We start from the raw sequence: 13,261 nt of genomic DNA on the forward strand, positions 1-13,261 counted from the left end.
AGCCCCGTGAGCAATCACCTGAAGGAACTCAAGGTCGCCGCCCAGGCCATCCACTCCCCCCTCGACACCGTCGCCGAAATCCTGGAACGCGAGGCCATCGCCATCCGCCGCTCCCTCGCCGAAGCGGCGGGGCAGGGGGGCCGCCCATGAGGACGATCCTGGTGGTCCAGGGGAAGGGCGGCGGTCCCAAGACCGCCACCGTCCGCAATCTGGCGGTCGCCGCCGCCGTCGCCGGCCGGCGGGTGGGCACGCTCGACACCGACCCGCAAGGCTCGCTGACCCACTGGCACGGCCTGCGCCCGGCCGACGCCGTCCCCATCGCCCACGAACACCGCGTGCTGGGCGCGGTGACGGAGCGGCCGACTCCCCAGGGCCTCGACCTGCTGGTGATCGACACCCCCACCGCGCTGGAGGCCTTCCCCGAGTCCATCGCCCTGCTGTTCGACTCCGCCGATCTCGTGCTGGTCCCGGTTCGCCCCGGCCCGGAGGATCTGGTCAGCACGCAGGCCATGCTGCCCTACCTGCGCGCCCGGCGCCGGCCGCTGCGCCTGCTGCTGAGCCAGGTCGACCCGCGCCTGCGCGAAACCGCCGACGCCCGCGCCCTCGTCGCCGCCATGGGCGCCGTGGCGCCGGTGGAGATCCCACGGCTCCAGGAGGTGCCGCGCAGCTTCATCGCCGGTCTGGGCACCGCCGAGATCCCCGGCACCCGCACCGGCCCTCTGTTCCGCGACCTGTGGCTCCACCTGTCCGCCGCGCTGGAGACCTGACCCATGCCCCCGACCCGCCGCGCCCTGGGCGACGCCCGCCTGTCCATGCTGGCCCGTCCCCGCCCGCTGACCACCCGCGCCGAGTTCGCCGCCGACATCCGCCGCGAATGGACCAACGCGCTGGAGGCCACCGTCGCCGTCGGCCGCCGCCTGACCGAAGCCAAGGCCGCTCTGCCCCACGGCGAGTACGAGGCGATGGTGGAGGCCGACTTGCCCTTCAGCGCCTCGACCGCCCGCAAGCTGCGCGAGATCGCCGCCTTCGTGGACGGCGGCCAGGTGCCGCTGGACCGCCTCCCCGAGGCGATGAGCACCCTCTACGCCATCGCGACCCTCCCCGACGCCACCCGCCAGCAAGCCCTGGACGACGGCACCATCCACCCCTCCGTGACCCGCGCCCAGGTGGAGGGGTTGAAGGTGCCGACGGTCGCGCCGGCCCGGCCGGTGAGAGAGGCCACTCTGCCCCCGGCGCCGCCGCGCGAGTCACGCTTCGCGGCGGCGCTTTCGCGCCCCTGGAGCACGGACCCGGCCGATCCGGGCGCCATCACCGTCGAGCTGGACGGCGTGCGCCGCTACCTGCTGGTGATGGTCGCGCCCGACCCGGCAGCGGCGGACGTGGTTCGGCATGTGGTGGAGTTGCATAACGCGGGGCTGCGGGGGTAGCGGCGACCCTGTCGCCAAGAAAAGCCCGATCGCGTGTTTTTGTCGCCGTCTACCGTTCGTTCAGTGCGTGACGATCTCCAGTTCTCTCCATAAGATTGAGAAAAATCGGAGAGGTCGCCCGTGTCAGAGCAGACTGCCAACGGTCATGACAACGTTCTCGTTTCCGTGGATGGAAACAACAACACCGTAACGATCACGCTGGGCCGCGCGTCCCTTACCGTTTACCAAGCGCACAAGCGGAAAGGGACCGTGCCCAGGTCGAACCGCGAACTGCTGTTTGCCGATTTCCGGACTACCAAGCTGGTCGGGAGGGATGATGCCCTGGAACGGTTCGGTCAGTGGCTGACCTCTCCCGCACCGATCGCGGTGGATTGCGTGATCGGGCGGGGCGGGGCGGGCAAGACGCGGTTCGGCATCGAGCTGTGCGAACGGGCCGAGGCCGCTGGCTGGATCGCTGGCTTCATCACTTCCGATAGACTGATCACCTTTTATAACGAACAGAACCTATCAACTTGGCTGTGGAAAGGTCCGACCCTGCTGGTCATCGACTATGCCGCAGCGAATACGGCCATTCTGCGGAATTGGTTGGACGAACTGGCCCTCCGCCCGGACCCTGACGCGAAGAAGCATCCCCTGCGCATCCTTCTGCTGGAACGTCACGCCGACCGCGGCTTCGGTTGGTGGGCCGATCTGGCGCAGCAAGGCAGTCTGTCCGGCCGCCGAGGCGACTATTTTCTGGAAGGGGTGGAGCCGTTCGCCCTACCAACGCTTGCGGATGTGGAAGACCGCCGCAGCTTGATGGCCGAGATCATGGAGCAGGCGGCGCGTCTGGAGGAGGTCTCCCCGGCGCCACACCCGCCGGCGGCTGGGGCCGACCCGGTGTTCGACCGCGACCTGTCGGCGGACAGTCTCGACAATGAACCGCTGTATCTCATGATGGCGGCCATCGTGGCGTTGGATGTGGGTGTCAGCACTGCCCTGTCTCGGTCGCGGACGGAGTTGGCCGGCAACATCGCCGCGAAGGAGGTGGCGCGGCTGGAGAGGATCGCGAAGGCGCATGGTGCCCCCGAGGCGCTGTTCAGCCATCTGGCGGCCTGCGTCACCCTTCAGGGCGGATGCGACCGGACATGGGCGCTTCGGTTGATCGGCGAGGAGCAGATCACCGATCCAGCTTGGTCCAGCGTCTCGCCCAAGAGAGCTGTCGTTTGGCTGGCTGACGGGGTGCCTGGCGCGGCTGGCGGGGTGGACGCGATCCGCCCCGATCTGATCGGTGGCGCCTTTGTCCTGAGTGTTCTGCGGCGGAACGGCGCCTTGTTTGAGGAAACGGTCGAGATCGTTGAACGGGCGTGGAGACGGGCCGGTGTTGCAGTAGCCCAGACCATCATCCGAACCGCCATGGACCATGCCGGTCATGATCCGAAGCATGACAGTCTGAAATGGCTGGATCATCTGATCGGGCGCGCGGAGTCGGACGATGTTCTCATGGCCATAGCGGATGCAATCCCGAAACAGACTGTGGCACTGCGGGAATGCGCGTGTGTTGCCAACGAACGGCTGGTTGATCTTTGGCGACTGGACATCAATGATAATCCTAAGAAGGTCGTAAGACTTGCAGCCGGCCTGAACAATCTGGCGAGTTTCCTGAGCGCTTTGGGCCGTCGTGAGAAAGCGCTTGCCGCTGCGACCGAGGCAGTCACCTTGCGCCGCCAGCTGGCCAAACAGTATCCCGACGCCTTCACCCCCGATCTCGCAAGGAGTCTGAACACTCTTGCGAACCGCTTGAGCGAGTTGGGCCGTTGTGAGGATGCGCTGGCCGCTGCGACCGAGGCTACGGGCCATTACCGCCAGCTGGCCAAACGGCATCCCGACGCCTTCACTCCCAATTTCGCCATGAGCCTGAACAATCTGGCGAATTTCCTGAGCGAGTTGGGACGTCGTGAGGATGCGCTGGCCGTTGCGACCGAGGCTGCGGACCATTGTCGCCAGCTGACCGAACAGCATCCCGATGCCTTCACTCCCGATCTCGCCCTGAGTCTGAACACTCTTGCGAACTGCTTGAGCGAGTTGGGCCGTCATGAGGATGCGCTGGCCGCTGCGACCGATGCTGCGGACCATTACCGCCAGCTGGCCAAACGGCATCCCGACGCTTTCACCCCCGATCTCGCCATGAGCCTGAACAATCTGGCGGGTTTTCTGAGCGAGTTGGGCCGTCGTGAGGATGCGCTGGCTGCTGCGACCGATGCTGCGGACCATTACCGCCAGCTGGCCAAACAGCGTCCCGACGCCTTTACCCCCAATTTCGCCATGAGCCTGAACAATCTGGCGAACCGCTTGAGCCAGTTGGGCCGTCGTGAGGATGCGCTGGCCGCTGCGACCGAGGCTGTGGATCATTACCGCCAGCTGGCCAAACAGCGTCCCGACGCCTCCACCCCCGACCTCGCCCGATCCTTGGCTGTGTTGGCGAATTGTTGGGATGGCTTGGGGGATGGTGCCGCCGCGCTTGAGGCAGATCGGGAGGCGATTGCCACGCTTTCAGCCCCATTTCTTCAATTTCCGCCAGCCTTTGCCGATTTGATGAGAGCAATTGCCCGGCAGTACATCCAGCGGTGCGAGCGGCTGGAGCGGGGGTCTGATAAAAACCTACTCATACCGATCCCGATCCTGGAAGCCTTCCAACGCCTTCGAAACAAATCCGGGGAGCCAGAGGCATGAGCACCGCGCTTGTCACCGCCGCCGAGGTCGCCGCGGCGACTGTTTCGGTTCTTTCGCCTTATCTGACCGAGGCCGGGAAGGAGGTGGCCAAGGCGGCGGGGAAGGAGGCGGCGTCGCAGGGGTTCAAGGTGTTGGGCTGGTTGCGCGACAAGCTGACCGGCACGGCGACCGGGACGCTGGCGGCGCTGGAGGAGAAGCCCGAGAACCAAAATCGGCAGGGGGCGTTCAAGTTCCAACTGGCTGACTTCCTGGAGGAAAACCCTGCTCTGCTCGATGAGCTGCGCAAGCTGCTGGCCGAGGCGGCGCCGGGCATTCATGGGGTGAGCCAGACCGTGAAGGGCGACAACAACAACGTCGGCCAAGTGGTGGGCAGCGGGAGCACCATCACCATCACCCGCTAACGGTTGTGGGGCCATCCCCCTTGACGCTCCGCCCCGGCGGAGCGATGTTTCGGGCCGGAGCTTAAGAACCTCCATCAAGGCGGCAGGCCGCCCGCGCGTTTTTCGCGATGCGGCTATTTTCATGCCCGGATTCTGTCCGGAGCATGCCCCTTTGCCGGGGGTCGGATAATACAATACCCGCAAGGGAAATATTCCGGCCTGTCCTTGTCAGGTTCTTAGCCCCCGGCGCCAGGGCTGCCTTAAGAAGTGGTCCTCCGCCGGCAATGCCGACAAGGGGGCTATCGCCATGGACAGCATGGGCGACAACGGGCAGGTCTTGCCCGCGTTATCACCGACCGACATCGACACCACGATCAATCACGAACCCCGCATCCGTGATCTTCGACTTGCCGAAGCATTGGGAATGGCGGATCGTCATGCTATTCGCCGATTGATCGAGCGGCACATGGACGCGCTCCAGACATTTGCTGAGGTAATTTCCGACGCTGATCGGAAAATCGGTCGAGGCCGTCCATCCAAGAGCTTCTACCTCACCAAAAAGCAGGCGCTCTACATCACGGCGAAATCGGACACCGAACGCGCGGCCCTGGTGACGATCCAGATGGTCGAACTGTTCGACGCCGTGACCAGCGGAGCCGCTCCTCCCGCCCCGTCATCGGTGCTGACTCACGCCGACCTCGACGCCATCGACCGCCGCGCCCGCCGGATCGGCCAGGAGGAGGAACGGCGGGCGCGCTCGGCCTTGATCGCGCGGGCGCTCGACCGGCTGCGCCGGGGCGAGCCGATCGACGTTGACCAAGTCACCGTCGGCCCCGCTGGATCCGCCGTTCTGCCTCCGCCACCGCCGCCCCGCCGAACCCACGCGCAGAGCGTCGATCTCGCCGTTGCCCACCTCCGCGCCCTGCCGCCCGAACTGCGCGAGGAGGGCTTCCACCTGATGCACGCCATCAAGGCCCACAGCGAGGCACTCAAGGGACTGAAAGCCGCCGTCCAGGCCATTCACTCCCCCCTTGAGGTGGTCGCCGAGATCCTGGAACGTGAGGCCCTCGTCATCCGCCACGCCATCGCCGACCGATCCGGAGCCCCCGGCCGAAGCGACCGATTATGAGGACGTCCCCGACGATCCGGGGCAAAGGCGACGGACCGAAGGCCGTCGCCGCTTTTTCTGCAAGGTCCGGCCGCCCCGCCCTGGGGCGGCGCACGAACGCTCTATATTCCCTTCCATGACCGACACCCGCACGCCCGAGCAACGCCGCCGTATCATGCAGGCGGTCAAGACCAAAGACACCGGCCCGGAATGGGTTGTCCGGCGATGGTTGCACGCGCGTGGCTACCGCTACCGTCTCCATCGCAAGGATCTGCCCGGCCGCCCGGACATCGTACTTTCCGGCCGCCGGCTGGCGATCTTCGTTCATGGGTGTTTCTGGCACAGCCACGGGTGCGAGAAAGGCCGCGCTCCGAAATCGCGGTTGGAGTATTGGGGGCCGAAGCTGGAGGCGAATCGCCAGCGAGATGCGTCCAAAGCGGCAGAGCTGGAAGCGCTCGGTTGGAAGGTTCTTACGATCTGGCAGTGCGAAATCAAAGACGAGGCGACACTTGCTGCCGCCCTGCTGCCCGTTCTTGAGGATGGCAAAAACCCGATCGACAAGGCCCCCGAAACCGGCTAACGTGCAGCGTGTTGCACCCGGTTTAGAGAGCTATGCGCGTGAGACCCATCGGTATCGACTTGTTCGCAGGGGCCGGCGGCTTGTCGCTCGGATTCGAACAGGCAGGCTTCGACGTGGTGGCCGCGGTCGAGGTCGACCCGATCCATTGCGCCGTCCACAAGTTCAACTTTCCCGAAACCGCCGTCATCCCGCGGTCGGTCGTTGGCCTGACTGCCGCGGAAATCCGGCTGGCCGCGGGCATCGGCAACCGCTCTGTCGATTGCGTGTTCGGCGGGCCGCCGTGCCAGGGGTTTTCGCTCATGGGCCAGCGGGCCCTCGAAGACCCTCGGAACGGCTTGGTGCTGGAGTTCGTTCGGCTCGTTGCCGAATTGGAGGCAAAGACCTTCGTTTTCGAGAACGTGAAGGGCCTTACGGTCGGGAAGCACAAAGCTTTTCTGGAGGAGTTGGTCCAGGCCTTCGACAAGGCGGGGTATGCGGTGCGGCTCCCCTGGAAGGTGCTGGACGCGGCCAGCTACGGCACACCGCAGCGTCGCCAGCGTCTGATTCTGATGGGCGCGAAGAAAGGCTTGGCGATCCCCGATTACCCGCTGCCTACCGTCAACCCCGCCGATGCACGCAAGCCTGTGCCGGGGCTGCCGAGCGGGCCGAACTGTGCGGAGGCGATCGGCGACCTGCCCGACGCGGACAGCTTCGCCGATCTCGTCGAAAGCGACAGCGTGCGAGCGGGCGGCTTCGGGAAGCCGTCCGCCTATGCGGCCGAACTGCGCTGCCTGACGAATGAGGCTTGGCATCGAGGGTATGCCAGGGAGTGGGATCCGAGCCTTCTCACATCCAGCGCTCGCACCGTCCACACCGGCATTTCGCGCCGGCGGTTCGGCGAAACCGAACCCGGCTCGGTCGAACCCATCAGCCGCTTTTTCAAGTTGGCTCCGGGAGGGCTGTGCAACACGTTGCGGGCCGGCACCGACGGTGCGCGCGGGGCGTTCACCAGCCCGCGGCCCATCCATTACGCGCTGGAGCGCTGCATCACCGTCCGCGAGATGGCACGCCTGCACGGCTTTCCGGACTGGTTCCGACTTCAGGCCACCAAATGGCACGGCGCCCGCCAAGTGGGGAACGCCGTTCCGGCGCCTCTCGCTCGGGCCATCGGCCAAGCGATAACGGCGGCCTTGGGGGGCGCGCCGACGCGGCCCGAGAAGGCGATCCGGTTGGGCGACCCGGCCCTGCTTTATATGGATATGTCGGACGCCGCGGATTATTTCGCTGTCGCGCGACCGAACGGCCGACGGGACCGCAAGAGCGGAGCGAAGAAGCGGAAGCAACACGAAATCGAGGCCGAACAAATCCGGTCGAAGGTTGCAAATGGCTAAGAAAGCGGAGCGGCCGAACCGCTACAAGCTCTTGATCGAGTCGATTTTCTTCAATCATTGGGAGGAAGGAAGCACGGAGTTCGAGTTCGAAAGGACCGAGTTCGAGACCGTTGCGGCAAAGCTGGATATCAAGCTTCCGAAAAACCAAGGCGACGTGATGTACGCGCTGCGCTATCGGATCGGCTTTCCCGACAGAATTATCGACACTCAACCGGACGAACTCGAGTGGATCATCGAGGGCGCGGGACGGTCGCGCTACCGTTTTCGCCTGGTCAAGAAGACGCGCATCCTGCCGCGCGAGGATCTGGCGCGCATCTCGATCCCGGACGCGACGCCGGAACTGATCCGGGCCTACGCACTCGACGACGAACAGGCCCTGCTCGCCATTGTCCGTTACAACCGGCTGATCGACACCTTTCTCGGCCTCACGACCTACAGCTTGCAGAACCACCTGCGAACGACGGTGAAAGGGATCGGGCAGATCGAGATCGACGAACTGTACGTCGGTCTCGACAAGCATGGATGCCATTACGTCATTCCTGTCCAAGCGAAAGGCGGGACGGATCAAATCGGCGTCGTCCAGACGACGCAGGACATCCGCTTCGTGGAACAGAAATTTCCTGGAATGCGGTGCAGAGCTATTTCTGCACAATTCATGGAAGATGGGATCGTGGCCTTGTTCGAACTGACCTTGCAGGACGATGAGGTGAAGGTTGTGGAGGAGCGTCATTACAAGCTGGTGCCAGCCTCCGAACTCGACCGAGATGCGATACGTAGTTATCGGAGTTGATGCACCCGAGAGCAACGGGAGGCGCTTTGAGTCCGTCCGCAAGCTCGATGAACGAGGCGATGCGACGTGAAGGTCGGCGCATTTCCGAACGACAGTGTGGAGAAAACTGAAAAAATCTGCGAACCCGCAACAATCGGCAAGGAATTGGTAATTTTTTGGGTAAACAATCCTAGATTCTGGCCTTCTTCTCCGTGCCGGGCCGTCTTCGGAGGTTGATCCATGTCCACTGCCGCGCCCCTCATGCCGATCCTGCTGGCTTATCAGGGGCTGGCGCCACACGCGGACGCGGAGGCGGTGGACGACCTGCGAAGCAAGCAGGAAAGCCTGCTGGCGCGCGGGGAAATCGCCGATGGGTCCGATCTCTACGCCAAGGCCCTCTATCTACGCGACACCGCCCGGATCGATCCGGGCCTCATCAGCATGGAGGCGGTGGACACGTTGGTAGCTGGCGTCCTGCGTCTCCACGGACCGGCGCTGAGTGAGCCGTTGGCGCCGTTCGCCGTCGCGGCCTGACTGTCATGGCCGTTGCGCTTGCTCAGCCCGCCGACCACCGCCTCGCCCTCGACCTGGAGGCCCTGCTGGTCTGGGCGATCCGCGACCAGCAGGCCGACCGCACCGGCGCCGCGCTCCACCCGGCCGAGGCCATCGCCCATTACGGCCTGCTGCACGGGCTGCCGGCCGGCGCGGGGGTTTACCGCACCGGCATCAGCGCCGACGGCTGCGCCACCATCGCCAACCGCTTCGAGGTTGGCGCCGACATCGACGGGGGCGGAGCGATCCGGGGAATCCCGCCGCGCGTCCATCCCGACGCCGAGCTGGTCGCCGAGGCTCTGGAGTGGCTGCCCGCCAGCGAGCGCCGGGTCATCCAGGACCACGCCCGCCACACCGACCGGCCGGTCTGGCTGCCGCTGGGGGCGCCGCTGGTCGCCAAGATGCGGCCGGGGCACAAGCCGGGCCGGTACCGCCATGTCGTCGCCGATGTGGGGTGGGAGGCCTCGCCCAAGCAGTCGGAGATCGCCCAGCGCTATTTCGCTCGCGGCGTCTCGCTGTTCGATCGCCTGGGCCGACGCCGGATCGTCGAAGAGGAACGCGGTTTCCAGTTCCGCGTCCTGGGCGACGGCACCCGGCAGGTGTTGGCGGAGTGGTGCCCGCTGGAGCCGAAGCACAGCGCCGAGGAGATCGCCGAGGCCAACGAGGACTATCGGTTCTGGCACGGCGCCATGGAGGCCCTGCACGAGCGGCTGTGCGGCAAGGCGCTGCGGGATCACCGCCTCACCGGGTTTACCGCACCGGCCCGTCCATGGGATGATAGTCCTTGACATGGGATCAATCTCTTGACAGGGTGAGCGGGACGCATTGCGCGCGAACGAAAGCCCGCCCCGGTGATGAGCCGGGGTGGGCTTTTTGCTGTCTGGGGGTTGGCATGGTTCGGCACGTCTTCGAGGCCGTCCTGTGCCTTCAGCTCGGCCCGGTCGATCTGGAGTTCGACACGCGCATCACCTACCAGGGCGGACGCTTCCAGGCCGACATCGAGGCGGTCGAGGTCCGGACCGGACAGGGCTGGATCCCGGTGCCGACGCTGATCGCGCTGGTCGAGGAAAGCCCGGCCCTGTTCGACGCGCTGCGCGATCACGCTTGTGGGCGGATAGCCGACGCACGGTGCGTCGCGCGCCGACTTTGATACGGAGACCGAGGACATGGACGGCTTGATCGGCGAAGCCTTGGCCGCCGGGGCAGGAATCACGCATGGCGACGCCAGCCGACCGGCGGCGGCCTACCCGTCCTCGGCCGAGGTCGAACGGTTTCGGCAGAAGGTTGCGGCGACGTTGCGCGAGCTGCCGGAGGACATGACCGTCGCGGAGCTGCGCGACGCGCTGGAGGGGTGAACCTTCCGGCTCTGCCGGACACCGCCACGACCGGCGCGCAGGACCTCGCCGACGCCCGCCACGCGGCGGTGCTGCTGCTGGACCGCATCCAGGAACACCTCCTCGATGCGTTCTACGCTGGACGCGGCGCCAACACCGTCCGGGCCTACCGGCAAGACCACGAAGATTTTCGGGCCTTCGTCGCCCGGCAGAAGGGGTTCGAGAGCTTCGGCGACAGCGCCGAGCGGGCGGTCCGGCTGCTGCTGGCGATCGACCACGGTCCGGCCAACGCCCTGGCGCTGGGCTACCGCAACGACCTGACCGCCCGTCGGCTTCAGCCGGCGACGATCAACCGCCGGCTGGCCGCCCTGCGGTCCGTCGTGAAGCTCGGCAACACGCTGGGCTTGGTCGTTTGGTCGCTGGAGGTCGAGAACATCGACGCCGCCGCCTACCGCGACACGCGGGGGCCGGGGCGGGACGGCGTCAAGGCAATCATCGCCCAGGCCAAGGAACGGAGCGACGCCAAGGGCCTGCGCGACACCGCCATCGTCCGGCTGATGCACGATGTCGCGCTGCGGCGGGGCGAGGTGGTCTCGCTGGACCTGGAGCATTACGACGCCCGCCGGAGCGCCCTGTCGATCCTCGGCAAGGGGCGGACCCAGCGCGAGCGGGTCACCTTGCCGGCGCCGACCAGGACGGCGCTCGATGCCTGGGTCGCTGCGCGCGGCAGCCGCGCCGGCCCGCTGTTCCACCGGCTCGACCAAGCCGGCACCGGAGAGGGACGGCTGACCGGTGCCGCCGTCTATGAGCTCGTCGCGAAGCTCGGCGCCAAGGTGGGGCTGGTGACCCGGCCGCACGGACTGCGGCATTCGGCCATCACCGCTGCGCTGGACGCCAGCAACGGCGACGTTCGCAAGGTGCAGCGCTTCAGCCGACACCGGGACGTGCGGGTCTTGCAGACCTACGACGACAACCGGAGCGACTTCGCCGGGGAGATGGCGGCGCTCATCACGGAGGATTGACGATGCCGGACATCGCCACCGCCCCGGCCCGCCGGCCGGCGGCGCCGAGGGTGCGCAACCGGGACGAGGCCACCGCCGCGCTGGGCCGGATCGGCGCTGCACAGGCGCAGCTCGTCCGGCTGGAGACGGCGCGGGACGTTGGGATCGCGTCGCTGAAGCTGGACTTCGAAACGGCAGCGGCGCCGCTGCGCGCGGCGATCGAGGCCGACACCGACCGCTTGCGCGGCTGGATCGAGGCCAACCGTGCCGAGCTGCTGCCCGGCAAGAAGAGGTCGCTCGATTTCACCACCGGCACCGCCGGGTTCCGCAAGGCGGCGGAGCGGGTGGTGGTGGCCGAGGGCATCAACCTGCTGGAGGCGCTGGAAACCGACCGCAAGCTGAAGCGCTTCGTCCGGATCAAGCGCGAGCCGGACCTCCAGGCCCTGCTGAAGGAGTCGGCGGTGGCCATCACCATCAAGGGCGTGTTGATCGGCGGCGGGGACGATGCCTTCTTCGTCAAGCCGCTGATGTTGTCGGCGACCTGAAACCGAGCTTGCGAAAATAAGCATTATCGCAAGCTCGGTTTCAGAAGCGATGAAAATCAAAGGCTTGTCTGCCGCATCATTCCTGCCGCAAGGCCTCGGACAGGGCCGCTCGAAGGGTGTCCGGGGAGCAGGGCATTTCCAGAAGGAGCCCGCCGAACGCTCCCGCCCTCCAGCGCTGGAGCAAACTACAGTCTCCGGTGATTCCGATCCATGGGATGGAGGCGCCGACCTCGGCTTCGAAGCGGCGGGCCAATTCGTCACCGGTTTGCTGGCCGTTCGTCGGCGGCAGAAGCAACACGGTTGGGCGGAGTTGATCCTCTCTCATGCTTGCGAGGATGTCTTCCAGATTGTCGCCGGCGATCACTTGGCATTCCCAAGACTCCAAAAGGGCTTCAATGCCAAGGCGCAGAACCGCGTTTTGCTCCAGGACAACGATGGTGTTCCCTTTGATTTCCGGCACGGCGTGACCTCATCCAGGTTCGGGGTGGGTTGGAGATTTTCGAAGCCTGAAAACCGCCGAGCGGACGGATCGTACCCGCTGTCACTTTTTTGTCCTCGGCCTGTGACGGCATCAACCCTCAGTAAGTATGGAATTCCCATGTCCACCGACTCCGTGACGATCGGCGCCGCGACGCTGATGCTGGGCGACTGCATCGAGCGGATGCGGGAGGTGCCCGACGCTTCGATCGACCTCGTGTTGACCGACGTGCCCTACTCCAGCGGCGCCACGCGGGAAGCCGGCAAGACCGCCTTCAACAAGACGATGACGCGGTCGACCAAGGCCGGGGGGCGGGAGCGCTGGTTCGGCTCCGACTGCCTGGGCACGCGCGGTTTCAAGGAGCTGCTGCGCAGCTGTGCCTTGGAGTGGCAGCGGGTGCTGGTGCCGGGCGGCTTCGTCCTGAGCTTCATCGACTGGCGCATGAAGCACGACCTGATGGACGCGGTCGAGGAAGCGGCGGCGGAGCGGCGGTGGATGGACCTGGAAGGCCCCGCCTATGACGCGGTGGAGAGCGCCGACCTGAAGCGCTCCACCGAGATCGTTTGGAACAAGATGGTGATGGGCCTGGGCCGGCAGGCCCGGCGCCAGCACGAGAACATCATGGTGTTCAGCAAGGGCACCGGGCGTGACGGCTTCAATCACCGCACCGGCTCCGTCCTGTCGCACAAGCCGGTGCGCCTCGGCTTGCATCCGACCGAGAAGCCGGTCGGGCTGCTGGCCGAACTGATCGAGCTGCATTGCCCGCCCGGCGGCACGGTGCTGGACCCGTTCTTCGGCAGCTGTTCCACCGGCCACGCGGCCGTGTCCACCGGCCGACGCTTCATCGGCGTGGAGCGTGACCAGCGCTTCCACGAAGTGGGATGGAAGCGGCTGGCCGACCTGACCGAGGAGCGCGCCGCATGACGATTGAACCGCGCCGGGTTTGTCGGAGGCCCCATTTCTTGAGAAGATGGGGTTATCATGACGAAAGCGGCATCACGTAGA

At 66.1% G+C, this 13,261-nt stretch carries 17 protein-coding genes; 16 read left to right on the forward strand and 1 reads right to left on the reverse strand.

The features are described 5' to 3' along the window. Positions 1-6 precede the first annotated feature (6 nt). The 15 genes from EJ913_RS31970 to EJ913_RS29430 all read left to right on the forward strand — a co-directional run bounded on the left by EJ913_RS31970 (position 7) and on the right by EJ913_RS29430 (position 11,778). Positions 7-150: a hypothetical protein gene (locus tag EJ913_RS31970; RefSeq protein WP_185910003.1), complete on the forward strand. Its 144-nt coding sequence runs from the start codon at positions 7-9 to the stop codon at positions 148-150. Further along, a complete protein-coding gene (locus tag EJ913_RS29365) occupies positions 147-767 on the forward strand; it encodes a nucleotide-binding protein (protein WP_127004667.1) in 621 nt (206 codons plus the stop codon). Before EJ913_RS31970 ends, EJ913_RS29365 begins: the two co-directional genes overlap by 4 nt. Before the next feature lie 3 nt (positions 768-770). Beyond that, a complete protein-coding gene (locus EJ913_RS29370) occupies positions 771-1,427 on the forward strand; it encodes a DUF3102 domain-containing protein (protein WP_127004669.1) in 657 nt (218 codons plus the stop codon). Between the two features lie 120 nt (positions 1,428-1,547). Then, positions 1,548-4,139 carry a tetratricopeptide repeat protein gene (locus EJ913_RS29375; RefSeq protein ID WP_127004670.1) on the forward strand — a complete coding sequence of 864 codons (2,592 nt, stop codon included), beginning with the start codon at positions 1,548-1,550 and terminating at the stop codon, positions 4,137-4,139. Further along, a complete protein-coding gene (locus tag EJ913_RS29380; protein ID WP_127004671.1) occupies positions 4,136-4,540 on the forward strand; it encodes a hypothetical protein in 405 nt (134 codons plus the stop codon). Before EJ913_RS29375 ends, EJ913_RS29380 begins: the two co-directional genes overlap by 4 nt. Before the next feature lie 286 nt (positions 4,541-4,826). After that, positions 4,827-5,648 carry a hypothetical protein gene (locus tag EJ913_RS29385; protein ID WP_127004673.1) on the forward strand — a complete coding sequence of 274 codons (822 nt, stop codon included), beginning with the start codon at positions 4,827-4,829 and terminating at the stop codon, positions 5,646-5,648. A 115-nt stretch (positions 5,649-5,763) separates the two neighbouring features. After that, the gene (locus EJ913_RS29390; protein WP_127004675.1) at positions 5,764-6,207 is read left to right on the forward strand and encodes a very short patch repair endonuclease; all 444 of its coding nucleotides are present in this window, start codon (positions 5,764-5,766) and stop codon (positions 6,205-6,207) included. Between the two features lie 38 nt (positions 6,208-6,245). Further along, positions 6,246-7,577, forward strand: coding sequence for a DNA cytosine methyltransferase (locus tag EJ913_RS29395; RefSeq protein ID WP_127004677.1), 1,332 nt, complete (start codon positions 6,246-6,248; stop codon positions 7,575-7,577). Next, positions 7,570-8,367: an endonuclease gene (locus EJ913_RS29400; RefSeq protein ID WP_127004679.1), complete on the forward strand. Its 798-nt coding sequence runs from the start codon at positions 7,570-7,572 to the stop codon at positions 8,365-8,367. Before EJ913_RS29395 ends, EJ913_RS29400 begins: the two co-directional genes overlap by 8 nt. A gap of 219 nt (positions 8,368-8,586) precedes the next feature. Beyond that, the gene (locus tag EJ913_RS29405) at positions 8,587-8,880 is read left to right on the forward strand and encodes a hypothetical protein (protein WP_127004681.1); all 294 of its coding nucleotides are present in this window, start codon (positions 8,587-8,589) and stop codon (positions 8,878-8,880) included. A gap of 5 nt (positions 8,881-8,885) precedes the next feature. Continuing rightward, entirely contained in the window at positions 8,886-9,686 is an 801-nt protein-coding gene (locus EJ913_RS29410) for a hypothetical protein (RefSeq protein WP_127004683.1), read from the forward strand. 104 nt (positions 9,687-9,790) lie between these two features. Next, positions 9,791-10,048 carry a hypothetical protein gene (locus EJ913_RS29415; protein ID WP_127004685.1) on the forward strand — a complete coding sequence of 86 codons (258 nt, stop codon included), beginning with the start codon at positions 9,791-9,793 and terminating at the stop codon, positions 10,046-10,048. 16 nt (positions 10,049-10,064) lie between these two features. Beyond that, positions 10,065-10,253 carry a hypothetical protein gene (locus tag EJ913_RS29420; protein ID WP_127004687.1) on the forward strand — a complete coding sequence of 63 codons (189 nt, stop codon included), beginning with the start codon at positions 10,065-10,067 and terminating at the stop codon, positions 10,251-10,253. Continuing rightward, positions 10,250-11,254, forward strand: coding sequence for a tyrosine-type recombinase/integrase (locus EJ913_RS29425; RefSeq protein WP_244939546.1), 1,005 nt, complete (start codon positions 10,250-10,252; stop codon positions 11,252-11,254). Before EJ913_RS29420 ends, EJ913_RS29425 begins: the two co-directional genes overlap by 4 nt. Positions 11,255-11,256: 2 nt before the next feature. After that, positions 11,257-11,778: a host-nuclease inhibitor Gam family protein gene (locus tag EJ913_RS29430; RefSeq protein ID WP_127004689.1), complete on the forward strand. Its 522-nt coding sequence runs from the start codon at positions 11,257-11,259 to the stop codon at positions 11,776-11,778. Between the two features lie 76 nt (positions 11,779-11,854). On the opposite strand, the gene EJ913_RS29435 is transcribed toward EJ913_RS29430, so the two are convergent. Next, on the reverse strand, positions 11,855-12,238 hold the full coding sequence (locus EJ913_RS29435) for a hypothetical protein (protein WP_127004691.1): 384 nt from the start codon (positions 12,236-12,238) through the stop codon (positions 11,855-11,857). A gap of 138 nt (positions 12,239-12,376) precedes the next feature. On the opposite strand from EJ913_RS29435, the gene EJ913_RS29440 reads away from it, so the two are divergent. Next, a complete protein-coding gene (locus tag EJ913_RS29440) occupies positions 12,377-13,180 on the forward strand; it encodes a DNA-methyltransferase (RefSeq protein ID WP_127004693.1) in 804 nt (267 codons plus the stop codon). The last annotated feature ends 81 nt before the right edge of the window (positions 13,181-13,261 follow it).

Source organism: Azospirillum doebereinerae (assembly GCF_003989665.1).
GTDB lineage: Bacteria > Pseudomonadota > Alphaproteobacteria > Azospirillales > Azospirillaceae > Azospirillum > Azospirillum doebereinerae.

What these genes read in the sequence shown, in the direction of transcription:
- EJ913_RS29365 (WP_127004667.1), top strand. Translation starts at nt 147, where the DNA reads ATGAGGACGATCCTGGTGGTCCAGGGGAAGGGCGGCGGTCCCAAGACC.
- EJ913_RS29370 (WP_127004669.1), top strand. Translation starts at nt 771, where the DNA reads ATGCCCCCGACCCGCCGCGCCCTGGGCGACGCCCGCCTGTCCATGCTG.
- EJ913_RS29380 (WP_127004671.1), top strand. Translation starts at nt 4,136, where the DNA reads ATGAGCACCGCGCTTGTCACCGCCGCCGAGGTCGCCGCGGCGACTGTT.
- EJ913_RS29385 (WP_127004673.1), top strand. Translation starts at nt 4,827, where the DNA reads ATGGACAGCATGGGCGACAACGGGCAGGTCTTGCCCGCGTTATCACCG.
- EJ913_RS29390 (WP_127004675.1), top strand. Translation starts at nt 5,764, where the DNA reads ATGACCGACACCCGCACGCCCGAGCAACGCCGCCGTATCATGCAGGCG.
- EJ913_RS29400 (WP_127004679.1), top strand. Translation starts at nt 7,570, where the DNA reads ATGGCTAAGAAAGCGGAGCGGCCGAACCGCTACAAGCTCTTGATCGAG.
- EJ913_RS29405 (WP_127004681.1), top strand. Translation starts at nt 8,587, where the DNA reads ATGTCCACTGCCGCGCCCCTCATGCCGATCCTGCTGGCTTATCAGGGG.
- EJ913_RS29410 (WP_127004683.1), top strand. Translation starts at nt 8,886, where the DNA reads ATGGCCGTTGCGCTTGCTCAGCCCGCCGACCACCGCCTCGCCCTCGAC.
- EJ913_RS29415 (WP_127004685.1), top strand. Translation starts at nt 9,791, where the DNA reads ATGGTTCGGCACGTCTTCGAGGCCGTCCTGTGCCTTCAGCTCGGCCCG.
- EJ913_RS29420 (WP_127004687.1), top strand. Translation starts at nt 10,065, where the DNA reads ATGGACGGCTTGATCGGCGAAGCCTTGGCCGCCGGGGCAGGAATCACG.
- EJ913_RS29430 (WP_127004689.1), top strand. Translation starts at nt 11,257, where the DNA reads ATGCCGGACATCGCCACCGCCCCGGCCCGCCGGCCGGCGGCGCCGAGG.
- EJ913_RS29440 (WP_127004693.1), top strand. Translation starts at nt 12,377, where the DNA reads ATGTCCACCGACTCCGTGACGATCGGCGCCGCGACGCTGATGCTGGGC.